The 17,638-nt window shown below is 69.5% G+C and carries 16 protein-coding genes; 13 read left to right on the forward strand and 3 right to left on the reverse strand.

Annotated elements, in window-relative coordinates; all coding sequences use genetic code 11:
- Positions 1-68: 68 nt before the first annotated feature.
- The 5 genes from OG709_RS27560 (at position 69) to OG709_RS27580 (ending at position 4,572) form a co-directional block, all read left to right on the forward strand.
- The gene (locus OG709_RS27560) at positions 69-590 is read left to right on the forward strand and encodes a DUF1453 domain-containing protein (RefSeq protein ID WP_250304810.1); all 522 of its coding nucleotides are present in this window, start codon (positions 69-71) and stop codon (positions 588-590) included.
- Positions 587-1,735, forward strand: a complete 1,149-nt coding sequence (locus tag OG709_RS27565) for a sensor histidine kinase (RefSeq protein ID WP_266640426.1) — start codon at positions 587-589, stop codon at positions 1,733-1,735. Before OG709_RS27560 ends, OG709_RS27565 begins: the two co-directional genes overlap by 4 nt.
- Positions 1,732-2,400, forward strand: a complete 669-nt coding sequence (locus OG709_RS27570) for a response regulator (RefSeq protein WP_250304808.1) — start codon at positions 1,732-1,734, stop codon at positions 2,398-2,400. Before OG709_RS27565 ends, OG709_RS27570 begins: the two co-directional genes overlap by 4 nt.
- A 97-nt stretch (positions 2,401-2,497) precedes the next feature.
- Entirely contained in the window at positions 2,498-2,968 is a 471-nt protein-coding gene (locus OG709_RS27575; protein ID WP_329167949.1) for a DUF485 domain-containing protein, read from the forward strand.
- 11 nt (positions 2,969-2,979) lie between these two features.
- A complete protein-coding gene (locus tag OG709_RS27580; protein WP_250304850.1) occupies positions 2,980-4,572 on the forward strand; it encodes a solute symporter family protein in 1,593 nt (530 codons plus the stop codon).
- Here OG709_RS27580 and OG709_RS27585 read toward each other — a convergent pair.
- Positions 4,546-5,268 (reverse strand): response regulator, encoded by a 723-nt coding sequence (locus tag OG709_RS27585; RefSeq protein WP_329167951.1) that lies wholly within the window; start codon positions 5,266-5,268, stop codon positions 4,546-4,548. The two genes, OG709_RS27580 and OG709_RS27585, sit on opposite strands and share 27 nt — an antisense overlap.
- A gap of 210 nt (positions 5,269-5,478) precedes the next feature.
- Here OG709_RS27585 and OG709_RS27590 point away from each other — a divergent pair, with 210 nt between their 5' ends.
- From OG709_RS27590 to OG709_RS27600, 3 genes are all read left to right on the forward strand, one after another.
- Positions 5,479-6,294, forward strand: a complete 816-nt coding sequence (locus OG709_RS27590; protein WP_250304805.1) for an ABC transporter ATP-binding protein — start codon at positions 5,479-5,481, stop codon at positions 6,292-6,294.
- Positions 6,284-7,207, forward strand: a complete 924-nt coding sequence (locus OG709_RS27595; RefSeq protein ID WP_266640424.1) for an ABC transporter permease — start codon at positions 6,284-6,286, stop codon at positions 7,205-7,207. Before OG709_RS27590 ends, OG709_RS27595 begins: the two co-directional genes overlap by 11 nt.
- A 70-nt stretch (positions 7,208-7,277) precedes the next feature.
- Positions 7,278-8,309, forward strand: coding sequence for an ABC transporter substrate-binding protein (locus tag OG709_RS27600; RefSeq protein ID WP_266640422.1), 1,032 nt, complete (start codon positions 7,278-7,280; stop codon positions 8,307-8,309).
- Positions 8,310-8,400: 91 nt separating this feature from the next.
- Here OG709_RS27600 and OG709_RS27605 read toward each other — a convergent pair whose 3' ends face one another.
- Positions 8,401-10,035: a sensor histidine kinase gene (locus OG709_RS27605; RefSeq protein WP_329167953.1), complete on the reverse strand. Its 1,635-nt coding sequence runs from the start codon at positions 10,033-10,035 to the stop codon at positions 8,401-8,403.
- Positions 10,036-10,123: 88 nt separating this feature from the next.
- Here OG709_RS27605 and OG709_RS27610 point away from each other — a divergent pair, with 88 nt between their 5' ends.
- The 5 genes from OG709_RS27610 to OG709_RS27630 all read left to right on the forward strand — a co-directional run bounded on the left by OG709_RS27610 (position 10,124) and on the right by OG709_RS27630 (position 16,325).
- Positions 10,124-11,143, forward strand: a complete 1,020-nt coding sequence (locus tag OG709_RS27610) for a LacI family DNA-binding transcriptional regulator (RefSeq protein ID WP_266640419.1) — start codon at positions 10,124-10,126, stop codon at positions 11,141-11,143.
- Positions 11,144-11,268: 125 nt separating this feature from the next.
- Complete coding sequence (locus OG709_RS27615) at positions 11,269-12,684, forward strand: ABC transporter substrate-binding protein (protein WP_266640417.1); 1,416 nt, start codon at positions 11,269-11,271, stop codon at positions 12,682-12,684.
- Between the two features lie 73 nt (positions 12,685-12,757).
- Positions 12,758-13,726 (forward strand): carbohydrate ABC transporter permease, encoded by a 969-nt coding sequence (locus OG709_RS27620; RefSeq protein WP_250304799.1) that lies wholly within the window; start codon positions 12,758-12,760, stop codon positions 13,724-13,726.
- A 12-nt stretch (positions 13,727-13,738) separates the two neighbouring features.
- Complete coding sequence (locus tag OG709_RS27625) at positions 13,739-14,614, forward strand: carbohydrate ABC transporter permease (RefSeq protein ID WP_250304798.1); 876 nt, start codon at positions 13,739-13,741, stop codon at positions 14,612-14,614.
- A 121-nt stretch (positions 14,615-14,735) separates the two neighbouring features.
- Entirely contained in the window at positions 14,736-16,325 is a 1,590-nt protein-coding gene (locus tag OG709_RS27630; RefSeq protein ID WP_250304797.1) for a glycoside hydrolase family 13 protein, read from the forward strand.
- Between the two features lie 21 nt (positions 16,326-16,346).
- Here OG709_RS27630 and OG709_RS27635 read toward each other — a convergent pair whose 3' ends face one another.
- Positions 16,347-17,594: a citrate synthase gene (locus OG709_RS27635; RefSeq protein ID WP_250304796.1), complete on the reverse strand. Its 1,248-nt coding sequence runs from the start codon at positions 17,592-17,594 to the stop codon at positions 16,347-16,349.
- Between the last annotated feature and the right edge of the window lie 44 nt (positions 17,595-17,638).

Consider the following 17,638-nt stretch of genomic DNA (forward strand, 5'->3'; position numbering starts at 1 on the left):
CGATCTGCTGACCCGTGCTTCTCCGTAGCGTCGAAGGCCTACTCCTTCCCCGCTCACCGGAGGCATTCATGTCAGCGTCCACGCTCACCGACGTCGTGGTGATCGTCGCGGTCGTCGCACTGGTGCTCGCGCGACAGTTCCGGCCGCAGAGGATCGGCCGCGACAGGCGGTGGTGGCTTCTGCCCGCGGTACTGGTTTTTGTCTCTCTGCGCCAGCACGGGCTGCTCGACGTGCATCACCGCACCGCGTCCGTCGCGCTGATAGCCGGAGAGCTGCTGGCAGGTCTGGTGATGGGGGCCGGCTGGGCCTGGACCACCAAGGTCTGGAGCGAGGCCGACGGCACCGTCTGGGCCAGGGGCACCAAGGCCACGGCCGCCGTCTGGGTGGTGGGACTGCTGGTGCGGTTCGGGGTCGCGGGTATCGGTGCGATGGCCGGGGTGCGACTGGGCACCGGAGCGATGCTTCTCGCGCTGGCGTCCTCCCTGCTCGTACGGTCCGGAGTGCTGGCGTGGCGGGCCGGGCAGATACACCCGACGTACCGTGTTTCTGCCGCAGGATCGCCCGGACAGGGATGGAAGGACCGCGTATGACGCTCGCTGTCTGGACGACCTGGCCCTCCCGGGAGGCGCTCACCCGGGCCGACCGGACCCGCGCACGCCGTGCGTTCGGCTGGGGTGTGCGGCTCGTCGTTCTGGGGGCACTGATGTGGAGCCCCTTCGCGCGGATCGGCACCCATGGGTGGGTCCTGGCTGCCGCTGTGGCCTCCATCGCGGGCTGCGCCGTCGTCGCCCGGGGTTTCTTCCGGACCAGTCTGGAACACCGGCTGTGGCCCTCTGTGGGGCTCCTCGTGGTGCTGATGGGCGCGGCCGTCCTGGGGCATGCGGCCGGGTTCCCGATCCCGGCCGCGGTGCTCTGGTGCGGGTGCGCCGTCACCGCTCTGGAGCGGCTGCCGCTCGCGGCGGCGCTGCCCTGCACCGCGACCGCGCTGGCCGCCTACGCGCTGGTGAGCGACGACCAGCGGCTGACGATCACGATCACCACGGTGGGCCTGGCGCTCGCCGGATACGTCCTGCGGCTCGACGCCGAGGCCCGGGGCAGTGCCCAGCGGCTGCTCACGCAGGAACGGGCGGCCCTGGCCGCCGAGGCGGAGACCGCCGCGCTGGCCGAGCGGTCCCGGATCGCCCGCGAGATCCATGACGTGCTCGCCCACAGCCTCTCCGCGCAGATGGTGCACCTGGAGGCCGCCCGACTGCTGATCGAACGGGACGCCGGACGGGAGCAGATCCTGGAGCGCGTGGTCGCCGCGCGCGGAATGGCGCGTGAGGGGCTGGCCGAGACCCGGCAGGCGCTCTCGGCGCTGCGTGGGGAGATGACGCCGGTGGAGGAGTTTCTGCAGGAGGTGGTAGGCGGCGCCCGGCTGGCGGTTGCGGGGAGACGCAGGCCTCTGCCCGCTGAAGCGTCCCAGGCCGTTCGGCGGGTGGCGCAGGAGGCGATGACGAATGTGCGCAAGCATGCGCCGGGCGCCGAGGTTTCCGTACGGCTGGAGTATCTGGCCGACGAAATCACCCTGGAAATAAGGGACTCGGGGGCCCGGGGGCTGGGTGGCGAGCTCGCTGTCAGTGGCTCGGGTTACGGTCTGGTGGGAATGCGGGAGCGCGCCGAACTGCTCGGCGGGACTCTTGAGGCCGGACCCGACGAGGAGGGCTTCTTGGTACGGCTGAAGGTGCCGGCATGACGGCTCGGGTGGTGGTCGCCGACGACCAGTCCGTTGTGCGCGAGGGCATCGTGATGCTGCTGGGGCTGTTGCCGGGGATCGAGGTGATCGGTGCGGCGAAGGACGGTGTGGAAGCGGTCGCGCTGGTGGCCGAACTCGCCCCCGACGTGGTGCTGATGGACCTGCGGATGCCTCGTTGCGACGGAGTGGAGGCGACCCGTCGTATCCGTGCGGAACACCCGTCCACCCAGGTCGTGGTGCTCACGACGTTCGCGGACGACGACTCGCTCTTCCTCGCGCTGCAGGCCGGAGCCCGTGGATTCCTGACCAAGGACGCCGGCGGGGACGAGATCGTGCGGGCCATCGAGGACGTGATGGCGGGCCAGGCCGGGCTCTCGCCCAGCGTGCAGCGGCTGCTCGTCGAGAGGGTCACCTCCCAGGCCCCCGCACCGGCCGTGGTGGATCTGCCCGACGGGCTCACCCGGCGCGAGGCCGAGATCCTGGCGCTCATCGCGGAGGGACTCTCCAACCCGGAGATCTCCCGTGCACTGCACATCTCCACGGCCACGGTGAAGACGCACATCAACAACCTCTTCGCCAAGACCGGGGTGCGCGACCGTGCGCAGGCGATGCGGTACGCCTATCAGCAGGGACTCGCACTGCCACCGGGCACATCCATCACCTAATGGGGTGAAGAGGGGGCGATAAGGGTTCGGAGACTCCTTCACGTACCCATCCTTGGGCACGCGGCTGCAGCGGTCGCGCACAGGGAGAGGGTGTTCGGTGGAGAAGGACGACGGGCTCGACGCCGCTGAGGTGCGGTTGGACGACCCCTGGCAGGACGCGTTGGCCGCAGGCTGGGGCGAGTTGGACGGTACGGGCGCTCCTGCGCCCGTACCCGCGCAGGCAGCCCCCGGATGCAGCCGCAGTGCGGCCGACATCTATCTGGACGTGCAGAGCAGCGCCGCCTTCCAGGAAGTACGCAGCCGCTACCGGAGGTTCGTCGTTCCCGCGGTGTGCGGCTTCTTCGTCTGGTACGTGGCGTATGTCGTCCTGGCCACGACCGCACCCGGGTTCATGGCGCGTCCGGTCGCCGGAGCGGTGAACGTGGCGATGGTGGCGGGACTCGGACAGTTCCTCTCCACGTTCGTACTGACCTGGGCCTACGCCCGTCACGCTCGGCTTCGCAGAGACCGGGCGGCGCTCCATCTCCGTTGGGACACACAGGAATTGACGCGAGGGATCAACCGTTGAGCAGCCATTCGATCACCACACAGCACCAGACTCTGGCGCTGCTGCTGTTCAGCGCCTTCATCGCCGTCACGCTCGCGATCACCACCTGGGTGAGCCGCAACCGGCACGGTTCCGCCGAGGAGTTCTATGTCGGCGGACGGCTGTTCTCCCCCATGGAGAACGGCTTCGCCATCGCGGGTGACTACATGTCGGCGGCCTCCTTCCTCGGCATCTCCGGACTGATCGCGCTCTTCGGCTACGACGGCATGCTCTACTCCGTCGGCTTCCTGGTCGCCTGGCTGGTCGTTCTGCTCCTGGTGGCCGAACTGGTCCGGAACTGCGGGAGATTCACCCTTGCCGATGTCGTCGCGGCCCGGATGAGTGAGCATCCCGTCCGCATCGCGGTGGGATCCTCGTCCGTCACCGTGTCCGTGCTCTATCTGGTCGCGCAGATGGTCGGCGCCGGAAGCCTGGTCTCGCTCCTGCTCGGCGGGAACAGCGGAGCGGCCCAGGCCTGGACGGTGATCGGCGTCGGGGCGCTGATGGTCGTCTATGTGACCCTCGGCGGCATGCGGGCGACCACCTGGATCCAGATCGTGAAGGCCGTTCTGCTGATGGCGGGTTCGATCCTGCTCACGGTGCTGGTCCTGGTGCGCTTCCACGGCGACGTCAATTCGCTGCTCAACTCCGCCGCCCACCGCAGCGGTCACGGTATGCGGTTCCTGGGGCCGGGCCTGAAATACGGCGGGGACTGGACCTCGCGCATCGACTTCATCAGCCTCGGGCTCGCGCTCGTCCTCGGCACGGCCGGCCTGCCGCACATCCTGTCGCGCTTCTACACCGTGCCCACCGCACGCGCCGCCCGCCGCTCGGTCGTCTGGTCCATCGGACTCATCGGCAGCTTCTACCTGATGACGATCGTGCTCGGCTTCGGCGCCGCGGCACTGGTCGGTTCCGACGAGGTGCGGGCGTCGAATCCGGCAGGGAACACCGCCGTACCCCTGCTCGCGCTGGAGGTCGGCGGTGGATCCGGCTCCACCGGCGGGGCCGTGCTCTTCGCCGTGGTCGCGGCCGTCGCCTTCGCCACCATCCTCGCCGTCGTCGCCGGGATCACGCTCGCCTCGTCGGCCTCCGTCGCCCACGACCTCTACGCGACGCTCAAGCGCCGGAGCACCCGCCAGCGCAGTGAGGTCGCTGTCGCACGCGTGGCGGCGGCGGGTATCGGCGCCGTCGCGATCGGCCTCAGTCTGCTGGCGAAGGACCTGAACGTCGCCTTCCTGGTCGGTCTGGCCTTCGCCGTCGCCGCATCGGCCAATCTTCCCGTCCTGCTCTACTCGCTGTTCTGGCGGAACTTCACCACGCGCGGCGCGGTCTGGTCGGTGTACGGCGGGCTGATCCCCGCGGTGATCCTGGTGCTGCTGTCGCCCGTTGTCTCCGGCAGCCCCACATCGCTCTTCCCGGATGCGGACTTCCAGTTCTTCCCGCTGGAGAACCCGGGTCTGGTGTCCATCCCGCTCGGCTTCCTCGCGGGCTGGATCGGTACGGTCACCTCGTCCGAACCGCCGGACGCGGCCCGGCACGCGGAGACGGAGGTGCGGTCACTGACCGGCGCCGGGGCCGTCTGATCCGGGTACGGCCCAGGCATAGCGGTGCTCGGGCCGCCCCGTGTCGCCGTACTTGAGCGTCAGCCGGAGCCGGCCGGTCCGTTCCAGCTGGCGCAGATAGCGCTGCGCGGTGGAGCGGCTCAGTCCGGTTCTGGCGGCCACCTGATGGGCCGACAGCGGTTCGTGCGCGCCCGTCAGGACCTCGCGGATCAGATCGGACGTCGGCACGGAGTGCCCGCTGGGCAGCCCGGAGGAGGCGGCGGGGCCGGTGGTGCGCAGCGCGCTGAAGATCCGGTCGACCTGCTCCTGGCCCGCGGACCGGCCGCTGCCGCCGACCCGGCTCACCGTGCGGCGCAGCGCCGCGTAGCTGTCCAGCCGGGAGCGCAGCACGGAAAAAGTGAACGGCTTGACCAGGTAGTGCAGGGCACCGTGCCGCATGGCGGCCTGCACGGTCGTCACGTCGCCGGCCGCGGTCACCATGATCACGTCGGTGTGGTGGCCGAGCTGCCGCATACGGCGGACCAGCGAGAGCCCTGTCTCGTCCGGCAGGTAGTGGTCGAGCAGCACCAGGTCGATCCGCTCGCGCTCCAGCGTGGCCATCGCCTGGGCGGCGCTGTGCGCACGGGCGGCGACGTGGAATCCGGGAACCTTCCCCACGTACGCCGCGTTGATCTCAGCGACACGGAAGTCGTCATCGACCACCAGTACATCAATCATCGGGCCGCTCTCTGTTGAAACCGGTCGGCACCCCACGTGTGCCGGTCGGTGCAAGACCGACCGGCAATAGGGCGGTCGGTCCAAGGCGTTGTTGCAACCACGTAGTTGTAGCGCGCGCAAAACGAGCACAACAGTCTCTTGCAGGCAGAAGACTGCCTTGTGCGCACAAGACTGCCGCTGTGGTGTGTGCCACATCTACGGTCCCGCTTCATGAGCACAGACAAGAGCCCCGCCATTGAGCTGCGGGGCGCCAGCAAGGTGTTCCGCACCCCGTCGGGGGTGCCGCACACCGCCGTGCGGGAGCTGGATCTCACCGTCGGCCGGGGCGAGTTCGTCGCCGTCGTCGGCCCCACGGGCTGCGGCAAGTCCACCACGCTGACCCTGGTCAGCGGTCTGGAGGAGCCCACCGAGGGCGAGGTGCTGGTCGGCGGCGAGCCGGTCCGCGGCATCGGTGACAAGGTCGGATTCGTCTTCCAGCAGGACGCGGTCTTCCCCTGGCGGACCGTCCTGTCCAACGTCATGGCGGGCCCGCGCTTCCGCGGCGTACCGAAGGCCGAGGCGAAGGAGAAGGCCCGGGAGTGGCTGGCCCGGGTGGGGCTGGCCTCCTTCGAGGACCGTTACCCGGACCAGCTCTCCGGCGGCCAGCGCAAGCGGGTCGCGCTGGCCGCGACCTTCGTCAACGACCCCGAGATCCTGCTGATGGACGAGCCGTTCTCGGCGCTCGACGTGCAGACCCGGGCGCTGATGTCCGACGAACTGCTCGAACTGTGGGCGGGCACCGGCGCCTCGGTCGTCTTCGTCACCCACGACCTGGAGGAGTCCATCGCGCTCGCCGACCGGGTGGTCGTGATGACGGCCGGCCCGGCGACCGTCAAGCAGGTCTTCGAGATCGACCTGCCCCGGCCGCGCAAGGTCGAAGCGGTCCGGCTGGAGCCCCGGTTCGTCGAGATCTACCGGGAGATCTGGTCCTCGCTCGGCGAGGAAGTCCGCATCACCCGTGAGCGAGGTGCCGTCGATGCCGCCTGAGACAGAGCCGGCGACGGACGCCGCCGCCCGTACCACCACCCCGGACACGCCTGCCGACGCCACCGGAACCGCCGTCGCGCTCGACAAGCGGACGGGACGGACCCAGGAGCGTCAGCGCGCCGCGCGCAACCGTCGGGTCCTCGTGTACGCGAGCCGGATGCTGTTGCTCGTCGCGATCGTCGGACTGTGGGAGGTCCTGGCCCGCGCCAAGATCATCGACCCGTTCAACTTCTCGATGCCGTCGAAGATCTGGGACCAGATCCGCCAGTGGTCGCTGCACGGCACCGCCCAGGGATCCCTCTGGGAGCAGATCTGGTACACGATGTACGAGGCGCTGCTGGGCTGGGTCATCGGTGTGATCGCCGGTGTGGTCCTCGGTATCACCCTCGGCCGGATCCGTTTCCTCTCCGATGTGCTCGGCCCGTACATCAAGGTTCTCAACGCCATTCCGCGCATCGTGCTCGCGCCGATCTTCCTCATCTGGTTCGGGCTCGGCCCGGCGTCGAAGGTCGCCTCGGCGGTCGTGCTGGTCTTCTTCCCGGTCTTCTTCAACGCCTTCCAGGGATCCAAGGAAGTCAACCGGAACCTGGTCGCCAACGCCCGGATCCTGGGCGCCAGCAACCGGCGTGTCACCTTCCAGGTCGTCATCCCCTCGGCCACCTCCTGGATCTTCACGAGCCTCCATGTCAGCTTCGGCTTCGCCCTCATCGGCGCGATCGTCGGCGAGTACATCGGCGCCACCAAGGGCCTCGGGCTCCTGGTCTCCGTCTCCCAGAACACCTTCAACGCGGCCGGTGTGTACGCGGCGATGGCGATCCTCGCGGTCGTGGCGCTGATCACCGAAGGGCTGCTCACCTTCGCCGAACGGCGGTTGTTCAAGTGGCGGCCCGTCGAGGCCGGCGCCGAGCGCTGACGGCTGCGCTTCCGGCTTTCTCTCCGTAATTTCTTGGCAATTCGGCACAAATCACAGGGACGTGATGAACATGCGCAGCATCAGCAGGGTGTCGGCAGTCGCAGTGGCGGGCGCGCTCGCGCTGACCGCGCTCACCGGCTGCGGCGGTGATCCGGCCGGCGAGGGCAAGAACGCCGGCAAGGTCAAGATCATGGTGGGTGGCCTGGACAAGGTCATCTACATGCCGGCCATGCTCACCCAGCGACTCGGCTACTTCAAGGACGAGGGCCTCGACGTCTCGCTGCTGAGCGAGCCCGCGGGCGTACAGGCCGAGACCGCGCTGGTCTCCGGAGACGTCCAGGGCGCGGTCGGTTTCTACGACCACACCCTCGATCTTCAGGTCAAGGGCAAGCACGTCGAATCCGTGGTGCAGTTCTCGCACGCACCCGGCGAGGTCGAGCTGGTCTCCAACAGGGCCGCAGGGGACGTCAACGGGCCCGCGGACTTCAAGGGCAAGAAGCTGGGCGTCACCGGTCTCGGTTCGTCCACCGACTTCCTCACGAAGTACCTGGCGGTCAAGAACGGTGTGAAGACCAGCGAGTTCACGCCGGTCGCCGTGGGTGCGGGCCAGACGTTCATCGCCGCGCTGAAGCAGGGCTCGGTCCAGGGCGGTATGACGACCGACCCGACGGTGACGAACATCCTGGACCAGAAGCTCGGCAAGGTCCTGATCGACATGCGTACGCCGGAGGGTTCACAGGCCGCACTCGGCGGCCCCTACCCCTCGTCCAGCCTGTACATGAACGCCGACTGGGTCGACGGACACAAGGCGACGGTCCAGAAGCTGGCCAACGCCTTCGTGAAGACGCTGAAGTGGATGTCGTCGCACTCGCCCGAGGAGATCGCGGCGAAGATGCCGGCCGACTACGCGCAGGGCGGCAAGGAGCTCTACGCCCGGTCCATCAAGTCGACCCTGCCGATGTTCACGACGGACGGCGTGATGCCCGCCAACGGGCCGGAGACGGTCGAGAAGGTCCTCAAGGCCTTCAACCCCAACCTCAAGAACGCCACGGTGGACCTGTCCAAGACGTACACCACGGAGTTCGCGAAGAAGGCGCAGTAGCAGTACCCCACCCGGAACGGGGAGCGGCCTCCCCGCGCGTGCGGACGCGCGGGGAGGCCGGTCCCCGTCGTTCCGTCCCCGGACGGCCCGGTCAGCGGGCCCCTTCCAGCTCCTCGGGATCCCGCTCGGACAGCGCTTCCGGGAGTACGACGGTGAACTCCGCCCCGCCGTCCGCACCCCCGCCGACCCGTGCGGTCCCGCCCTGCCGCTCGGCGAGCCTGCGCACCATCGGCAGCCCCAGGCCGCGTTTGCCGTGCGCGGGCGGCTTCTTGGTCGACCAGCCCTCCGTGAAGATCAGCTCGCGCTGCTCATCGGGGATTCCCGGACCGTTGTCCTGGACCCGCAGGACCGCTGTGTGCCCCTCGGCGCGCAGTTCGAGTTCCACCTGCGCACCGGGCGAACCGGACGCCGCGTCCAAGGCGTTGTCCACCAGATTGCCCGTGATCGTCACCAGACCCTGCGGGTCCACCAGCCGGCCGGGCAGCAGCGTGCCGGGTGTGAGCGTCAGCGAGACCCCGCGCTCCGCGGCGACCGTCGCCTTGCCGACGAGCAGGGCGGCCAGCAGCGGGTCGTGGATCTTCTCGGTGACCTTCTCGGCGGTGGTGCGGTGCACGCCGACCACCTCGGTGATGAACTCGGTGGCCGCGTCGTGCATGTCCAGTTCGAGGAGACCGAGCAGGGTGTGCATCCGGTTGGCGTGCTCGTGGTCCTGCGCGCGCAGGGCGTCTATCAGCCCGCGGGTGGAGTCGAGTTCACGTCCCAGTTGCTCCAGCTCCGTCCGGTCGCGGAGGGTGGCGACGGCGCCCCCGTCGTCCGTGGGCATACGGTTGGCGATCAGGACGCGCTGACCGCGTACCGCCAGCAGGTCCTCGCCCGTGACGCGGCCCGCCAGTACATCGGTGGTTCGGCCCTCACCCAGCGCCTCGCCGAGCGGAAGGCCGATGACTTCCGGGCCGAGGCTCAGCAGTCGCTGCGCCTCGTCGTTCATCAGCCGTATCCTGCCCCCGCGGTCCAGGGCGACGACGCCTTCGCGGATGCCGTGGAGCATCGCCTCGCGCTCGGCGAGCAGGGCGGCGATGTCGGAGAACGCGAGATCGTGCGTCCGGCGCTGGAGCCGCCGGGAGATCAGGTACGCGGCCAGCGCCCCGGTGGCCAGCGCCCCGCCCGCGTAGGCGAGAAGGCCGGGGATCAACGCGAGCAGCGAGGCGCGCACGCTGTCGTACCTGATACCGACCGACACCGCGCCGACGATCGTGCCGTGCGTGTCGCGCAGCGGGACCTTGCCCCGGGCGGAGCGGCCGAGTGTGCCGCTGTCGATCTCCATGACCTCGTGACCGGAGAGCGGCTCCTTGGCGCTGGTGGAGACCGGTTTGCCGATCTCGGCGCGGTTGGTGTGCGACCAGCGGATCGAGTGCCGGTCCACGACCACGATGTACTCGGCGTGGGTCGCTCTCCGGATCCGTTCGGCGTCGGCCTGCACCGGTCCGCCGACCGTCGGTGGGGTGTGGAGAAGTTCCTCGGCCAGCCGGGGGGAGGCGGTGGTCTCGGCGATCGCGAGAGCGCGACGCATGGCCTGGGCGTCGAGCTGTGCACTGAGGGGGCGCAGGAAGAGGCCGATGGCCAGGACGAGCACCCCGCCCGCGACGGCCAGTTGCATCAGCAGTACTTGCGAGAAGACACGTCGGGGCAGCCCGATGCGGAGTCTCCAGGGCTGTCCGGTGGTCATGGGCACGAACGGTAGAGGGCTGGAGGGCCCAACCGGAAGTTCCAGGATCACGCAAGCCGTTTGCGGTGCCTGCGCTAATCTTGCGCGCATGACGCGACGACTTGCACAAGTGGCACAGAAGGTCGGGGTCAGTGAGGCCACGGTCAGCCGTGTGCTCAACGGCCGCCCGGGTGTTTCCGAGGCCACTCGGCAGGCCGTCCTCTCGGCCCTCGACGTACTCGGGTACGAGCGCCCGACCCAGCTGCGCGGCGAGCGGGCCCGGCTGGTCGGTCTCGTCCTCCCCGAACTCCAGAACCCGATCTTCCCGGCCTTCGCCGAAGTGGTCGGCGGCGCCCTCGCCCAGCAGGGGCTGACACCCGTGCTCTGCACCCAGACCAAGGGCGGAGTCTCCGAGTCCGACTACGTGGAGCTGCTCCTGGAGCAGCAGGTCTCCGGGGTGGTGTTCGCCGGTGGTCTCTACCATCAGCTCGACGCTCCGCACGATCACTACAAGGTGCTCGCGGACCGCAGGATCCCGGTCGTGCTGATCAATGCGGCGATCGAGCACCTCGGTTTCCCCAGCGTCTCCTGCGACGACGCGGTCGCGCTCGACCAGGCCTGGCGCCACCTCGCCTCGCTCGGTCACGAGCGGATCGGTCTGGTGCTCGGGCCCACGGATCACGTCCCCTCGATGCGGAAGCTGGACGCCGCGCGCGTGATCGCGGCCGGACTCGGCGCGGAACTGCCCGACGAGCGGGTCGTACGGGCGATGTTCTCGCTGGAGGGCGGCCAGGCCGCGGCCACCCGGCTGCTGGACCGGGGGGTCACCGGAGTCATCTGCGCGAGTGACCCGCTCGCGCTCGGAGCGGTGCGCGCCGCCCGTCGTCGCGGCCTGTCGGTGCCCGGTGACATCTCGATCGTCGGCTATGACGACTCCGCCTTCATGAACTGCACGGACCCCCCGCTGACCACCGTCCGCCAGCCCATCGAGGCGATGGGGCGGGCCGCCGTGGAGCTGCTGTCCGTGCAGATCGGAGGCCGTGCGGTGCCCTCGGACGAGCTGCTCTTCGAGCCCGAACTGGTGGTGCGGGGCTCGACCGCACAGGTCTCGCGCGACAGGACCCGCTAGCTGTCGAGAATTTGCGGAATATGCGCGACATCTTGCGGAGCGGTAGGGGCGGTGGTTGAGTGAGCGCCGCCACACAGCGACGCGGCTGTGGGCCTCCCGCGCTCCTGCCCCCAAGGGGACCACCGATGAGAAGCACCTGGTTCCGCCCGACCCACCGCCGCACGACGGCGGCTGCCCTTGTCTCCGCGCTCGCCCTGACCGCACTCGCCGCATGCGGCACGAGCAGCAGCGGTGACGGCAACAACGCTTCCGGCAGCGGCGGTTCAGACCCGTCCGCTCCGCTCGATCCGAAGACCAGGGTCACGCTGACCATGGACTGCATGCCGCCGGCTGCGAAGGCGGCGGAGCTGCGCGAGTGGAAGGAGGACATCAGGACGTTCAACCAGAAGTACCCGAACGTCACGATCGAAGGGAAGTCCACCCCGGGCCAGTGCGAGGAACCCACCCGCTTCACCGCCGCGCTCAAGGGCAGGTCACAGCCCGACGTCTTCTACACGTACTTCACCGACCTCCAGCAGGTGCTGGACAACGGCGGCGCCGCGGACATCTCGGCGTATGTGAACGAGAAGACGGTTCCGGCGATCGGCAGCGTCGACCCCGGCGTGATGAACGTCCTCAAGAAGGACGGCAAGCTCTACGGGTTGCCCACCAGCAACTACACCATGGGCCTGATGATCAACCGCAAGCTCTTCAAGCGGGCGGGGCTGGACCCGGACAAGCCGCCGAAGACCTGGGCCGAGGTCCGTACGGACGCGAAGGCCATCGCGGCCCTGGGCAACGGCATCGCGGGTTACGGCGACTACAGCGCGACCAACCAGGGCGGCTGGCACTTCACGGCGGAGATGTACGGCCTGGGCGGTGACGTCGTCACCCCGGACGGCAAGAAGGCAGCCTTCAACGACGCCACCGGCAAGGAGGTCCTGACCAACCTCAAGGCCATGCGCTGGGACGACGACAGCATGGGCAGGACCCAGTTGCTCAAGTGGGGCGACCTGCAGAAGCAGATCTCCACCGACAAGCTCGGGATGTTCCTCGCGGCGCCGGACGATCTCACGTACATGGTCCAGCAGCTCGGTGCCACCTACGCGGACTACGGAATGGGGCCGATCCCCGGCGGCCGGGCCACGCTCTTCGGCGGCAACGACTACATGATCAAGCGGGGAAGTTCCCCGGACAAGATCAAGGCCGCCATCGCCTGGGTGAACTTCAAGACGCTCACTCCGGGCAAGGGCCAGTTCGACTGGGCGCGTTCGAAGTCCGACGCACTGCCCGTCGGGCTGCCGCAGCCGAACTTCTGGACGGGTGACGTCAAGGCGACGGACCTGCGGTCCCGGACGGACAACGCGACCATGCCGGTGGAGAACTTCAAGCCCTTCATGGTCGACCCGGTCAAGGGCAAGGCGGAGCCGGCCAAGGCGCAGGAGATCTACAAGGTGCTCGACAACGCGATGTCGGGTGTCCTGACCAACAGGAACGCGAATGTCGACGCGTTGCTCTCCACTGCCGAGCGGCAGGTCAACCAGGTCCTGGCGAACCGGTAACCGCACTCCGGGGGGCCGGACTCCGAGGTCCAGCCCCCGCCCCGCCCGAGACCCGGCGCCAAGGAGACAGACGATGTCGGCCCCCACCCTGTCCACGAGCGGCAAGCCGGTGCGGTCGCCGCACGGCGACGGCCCGCCACCGCAGGCCCGCCGTGCGGTGTTCGTACGCGGTCTGCGGCGCAACCTCTCCGCCCACGGCTTCCTGATCGGCGCGGTGCTCTGCTTCGCGTTCTTCTCGTGGTACCCGATGGTCAGGGAATTCTTCCTGGCCTTCCAGAAGACCGAGGCGGGCAGGACCACCTGGGTCGGCCTGGACAACCTGGAGTACGTCTTCCACGACCCGGCGTTCTGGCAGGCCTGGCGGAACACCCTGCTCTTCTCCGCCCTGGCGCTGGTCCTCGGCTTCGCCGTGCCCTTCGTCATCGCGCTCGTGATCAACGAATTCCGGCATGCCCAGGGGTACTTGAGGCTGCTGGTCTACCTCCCGGTGATGCTGCCGCCGGTCGCGTCCGTGCTGCTCTTCAAGTACTTCTACGACCCGGGGTACGGCCTCTTCAACGGCATCCTGCACTTCCTGCACCTGCCGGAACAGCAGTGGCTCCAGTCCACCGGCACGGCGATGCTCTCCGTGGTCGTCGCCGCGACCTGGATGAACATGGGCGGTGCGACGCTGATCTACCTCGCGGCCCTGCAGGGCATCCCGGGCGAGCTGTACGAGGCGGCCGAACTCGACGGGGCCGGGCTCTTCCGGAAGATCTGGCACGTGACGATCCCGCAGACCCGGCTGATCCTCTCGCTGCTTCTGCTGATGCAGATCATCTCGACGATGCAGGTCTTCACCGAACCGTTCCTGCTGACCAACGGCGCAGGCCCGGAAGGGTCGACGACCACCGTCGTCTACCTCATCTACCAGTACGCGTTCAACTTCAACAACTACGGCGGCGCGGCAGCGCTCGGCCTGGTCCTGCTCGTACTCCTCGCCGGATTCTCGGCGCTGTACGTCCGACTCAGCCGCGACAGCGACAGCGACAGCGAGAGCTAGGAGCGAGGGACGATGGCAGAGCGCACTCTGATCTCACCCGCCCAACTGGGCCGTGCCCGTGGGAAGACCGTCTACTGGGGCGTCCTCACCCTGGTCGTCCTGCTCTTCACCCTGGTCTTCCTCGGTCCGCTGTACTGGATGGTCACCGGCGGTCTGAAGACGGCCCAGGAATTCGCCCAGTCGCCGCCCACCCCTTTCCCCAGGAGCCTCCACCCGGAGAACTACTCCAAGGCGTGGAACGTGATGCAGCTGTCCAAGCTGCTCCTCAACACGCTCTACTACGCCTTCGGGGCGCTCGCCTTCCAGCTGGTCCTCGATGTGGCCGCCGCCTACTCGCTCTCCAAGCTCAGGCCCGTACTCGGCAAAGTCATCCTCGGGATGATGCTGGCCACGCTGATGATCCCGGCGACCGTCCTCGTCGTACCGCAGTACCTGACCGTGCTGGACGTGCCGGTCTTCCAGCGCAATCTGCTCAACTCGCCCTGGGTGATCTGGCTTCCGTCCGTCACGAATGCCTTCAACATCTTCCTGCTGAAGCGGTTCTTCGACTCGATCCCGCGTGAACTCCTCGACGCGGCCTCCATCGACGGCGCCTCCCCCCTGCGCACGCTCCGTTCCGTGGTGCTGCCGATCTCCCGTCCCATCCTGGGCGTCGTCTCGATCTTCGCGGTCGTCGGCGTCTGGAAGGACTTCCTCTGGCCGATGCTCACCCTGCCGGACCCGGACAAACAGACCCTCAACGTCGGTATCTACTCCCTCGCCCAGGGGGTGCCCGAGAACTGGCTCGTCGCCGCACTCGCCATGGCATCGGCGCCGACCCTGATCATCTTTCTGATCTTCCAGCGCAACATCATGAGCGGTCTGACCGCGGGCAGCCTGAAGGGCTGACCACGCCCTCGCACCCCCTCCCTCCGAGTACTCCGCCGCCGGTCCTCCTCCTGGCGCCCGCTGTCCGGGGCCGGCTGTCCGGGGCGACGGCGGAGTCCCACCTGCCCGAAAGGACCGTCACGTGGCAGCCCTCCCTCCCTTCGAGGCCACCGGTGACTGGTGGCGTTCCGCAGTCATCTACCAGGTGTACGTACGCAGCTTCGCCGACGCGGACGGTGACGGCACCGGCGATCTGGCGGGTGTGCGCGCCAGGCTGCCGTACCTCGCCGAACTCGGCGTCGACGCACTCTGGTTCACGCCCTGGTACCTCTCGCCGCTCGCCGACGGCGGTTACGACGTGGCCGACTACCGCGTCATCGACCCCGCGTTCGGCACTCTCGGTGAGGCCGAGAAGCTCATCGCCGAAGCCCGGGAACTGGGCATGCGCACCATCGTCGACATCGTGCCCAACCATGTCTCCGACCAGCACGACTGGTTCAGGGCCGCGCTGGCTGCCGGGCCCGGCAGCCCGGAACGGGAGCTCTTCCACTTCCGCCCCGGGCGCGGCGAGAGGGGTGAACTGGCCCCCAACGACTGGCCGTCCCAGTTCGCCGGATCCACCTGGACCCGTGTCGCCGACGGCGAGTGGTACCTGCACCTCTTCGCCCCCGAGCAGCCCGACCTCAACTGGTCGCACCCGCTGGTGCGCGGGGAGCACGAGGACGTGCTGCGCTTCTGGTTCGAGCGGGGCGTCGCGGGCGTACGCATCGACTCCGCCGCGCTGCTCACGAAGGCGGCAGGGCTGCCCGACTTCGTGGCGGGGCGCGACCCGCATCCGTACATCGACCAGGACGAGATCCACGAGATCTACCGCTCCTGGCGGGCCGTCGCCGACGCGTACCACGGCATCTTCGTCGGCGAGGTCTGGCTGCCGGACGCGGAGCGCTTCGCCCGGTACCTGCGCCCCGACGAGCTGCACACCGCCTTCAACTTCAATTTTCTGACCTGCCCCTGGGACGCCACCCGGCTGCGCCGGGCGGTCGAGGACACCCTCGCGGAGCACGCACCGGTCGGAGCGCCGGCGACCTGGGTGCTCTGCAACCACGACGTGACCCGCACGGTCACCCGCTACGGGCGCGACGACACCGGCTTCGAATTCGCCGCGAAGACCTTCGGCACCGCCACCGACCTGGAACTCGGCACCCGCAGGGCCCGTGCGGCGGCGCTGCTCTCGCTCGCCCTGCCGGGATCCGTCTATCTCTACCAGGGGGAGGAGCTGGGCCTTCCCGAGGTGGAGATCCCGCTGGACCGGATCCAGGACCCGATGCACTTCCGCTCGGGCGGCAGCGACCCGGGGCGGGACGGCTGCCGGGTGCCGCTGCCCTGGACCGCGGAAGCACCCGCCGCCGAGCCGTGGCTTCCGCAGCCCGCGGGCTGGACCCGGTACGCGGCCGAACTCCAGGCGGATGAACCGGAGTCGATGCTGTCCCTGTACCGCACGGCGCTCCGGCTGCGCAGGTACGAGGCGGGCTTCGGGGACGGGCCGCTGCACTGGCTGCCCGCCGCCGACGACGTACTCGCCTTCGCCCGGCCCGATGGCCTGATCTGCGTCGTCAACCTCGCCGCGGAGCCCGCCGAACTCCCCGGCCACGCGCACGTGCTGCTCAGCAGCGGTCCCATGGACGGCGGAGGACGCCTCCCGCAGGACACCGCGGTGTGGCTGCGGGCCTGACCGTGACCGTCGCGCGCTGGTTCAGGGGAGCGGCTGCGGCGGGCGCGGGCCGGTGTACTGGCCGCTGGGGCGCATCCGCAGGGGCCGCTCCGCGTACTCCTCCAGTGCATGGGCGATCCAGCCCGCCGTCCTGGCCACGGCGAACAGGGTCTCCCCGGCCTCGGCGGGCATCCCCGCCGACACCGAGAGCACGGCCAGCGCGAGATCGACATTGGCGTGCAGCCCGGTGCGGCGGGCCGCGGTCGTCACCACGTCGCGGGCCGCGGCCAGTGCGGGCGCAGCCGCGGGTACGTCGGCCAGCAGCGCGAACAGCGCCTGGGCGCGCGGGTCCTCGCCCCGGTACAGCCGGTGGCCCAACCCGGGTACCCGGCGTCCCGCTCGCAGATGGTCCGCGACGACCGGGGCGGCGCCGCCCCGCTCCAGGGCCTCGGCCAGCATCCGGTGGGCGAGGCCGCTGGCGGCGCCGTGCAGGGGCCCCTCCAGCGCGCCGAGCCCGGCGGACACGACGGCGTACGGATGGGCGCGGGCCGACGCGGCGATCCGGGCCGCCAGCGTCGACGCCGCCAGATCGTGATCGATGAGCAGGACAAGAGCCGTTTCCAGCACCCGAAGTGAGGCTGCGTCAGGTGCGCGGGCGGTCAGCCGCGACCAGAGCCGCCGCGCCAGTCCGTCGCCCTCCCGGTCCGGGGCGCCCGATGCGGGCAGCGAACCCACCAGGGTGGGGACGAGACTGCGCGCCGCCCCGAGCACCGCCTCCGGTGAGAGATCGAATCGCAGGGGGTCGGCGGCCGAGGCCGCGACGGCGGACGCCCTGAGCCGGTCCATCGGCGTGCTGTGCGCGGGCAGCGCGCCGACCGCGCGACGGCCCGCCTCCAGGGCCTCCGGCGGTGCGGTGAACCGGGTCCCGGCCCGCAGCTCTCCGGTCCACAGCCACTCGGCGACTTCCTCGTAGCTGTGGCGACGGGCGAGCGCGGTCGCGTCCACCCCGCGGTAGTAGTACCGGTCGGTCTCGGTGTCGATCAGCGTGACGCCGGTACGGAAGACGAGCTCGGCGCCGCCGGACGGGGGCTCCCGCCGGGCGCCGCGCCGGGCCAGCGCGTCGATCTCGGCCGCGTCGAAGGTGCTGCCGCGTCCGCCGGGCGCGCGACGGCTGCTGAGCTGCCCGCGGCTGACGTACGCGTACACCGTCTCCGGCTTCACACCGAGTCTGGCGGCTGCCTCCCTGGTGGTCAGCCGGGGGTCCTCGGGCGCCGCTGATTGATCGCTCATGCCGTTCACCGTATCCAGAACCATCCGTATATTGATTCAATCAA

The sequence above is a fragment of the Streptomyces sp. NBC_01267 genome (assembly GCF_036241575.1).
In the GTDB taxonomy this organism is placed as follows: Bacteria; Actinomycetota; Actinomycetes; order Streptomycetales; family Streptomycetaceae; genus Streptomyces.

What these genes read in the sequence shown, in the direction of transcription:
- OG709_RS27595 (WP_266640424.1), top strand. Translation starts at nt 6,284, where the DNA reads ATGCCGCCTGAGACAGAGCCGGCGACGGACGCCGCCGCCCGTACCACC.
- OG709_RS27600 (WP_266640422.1), top strand. Translation starts at nt 7,278, where the DNA reads ATGCGCAGCATCAGCAGGGTGTCGGCAGTCGCAGTGGCGGGCGCGCTC.
- OG709_RS27585 (WP_329167951.1), bottom strand. Translation starts at nt 5,268, where the DNA reads ATGATTGATGTACTGGTGGTCGATGACGACTTCCGTGTCGCTGAGATC.
- OG709_RS27570 (WP_250304808.1), top strand. Translation starts at nt 1,732, where the DNA reads ATGACGGCTCGGGTGGTGGTCGCCGACGACCAGTCCGTTGTGCGCGAG.
- OG709_RS27610 (WP_266640419.1), top strand. Translation starts at nt 10,124, where the DNA reads ATGACGCGACGACTTGCACAAGTGGCACAGAAGGTCGGGGTCAGTGAG.
- OG709_RS27565 (WP_266640426.1), top strand. Translation starts at nt 587, where the DNA reads ATGACGCTCGCTGTCTGGACGACCTGGCCCTCCCGGGAGGCGCTCACC.
- OG709_RS27625 (WP_250304798.1), top strand. Translation starts at nt 13,739, where the DNA reads ATGGCAGAGCGCACTCTGATCTCACCCGCCCAACTGGGCCGTGCCCGT.
- OG709_RS27590 (WP_250304805.1), top strand. Translation starts at nt 5,479, where the DNA reads ATGAGCACAGACAAGAGCCCCGCCATTGAGCTGCGGGGCGCCAGCAAG.
- OG709_RS27620 (WP_250304799.1), top strand. Translation starts at nt 12,758, where the DNA reads ATGTCGGCCCCCACCCTGTCCACGAGCGGCAAGCCGGTGCGGTCGCCG.
- OG709_RS27615 (WP_266640417.1), top strand. Translation starts at nt 11,269, where the DNA reads ATGAGAAGCACCTGGTTCCGCCCGACCCACCGCCGCACGACGGCGGCT.
- OG709_RS27635 (WP_250304796.1), bottom strand. Translation starts at nt 17,594, where the DNA reads ATGAGCGATCAATCAGCGGCGCCCGAGGACCCCCGGCTGACCACCAGG.
- OG709_RS27605 (WP_329167953.1), bottom strand. Translation starts at nt 10,035, where the DNA reads ATGACCACCGGACAGCCCTGGAGACTCCGCATCGGGCTGCCCCGACGT.
- OG709_RS27560 (WP_250304810.1), top strand. Translation starts at nt 69, where the DNA reads ATGTCAGCGTCCACGCTCACCGACGTCGTGGTGATCGTCGCGGTCGTC.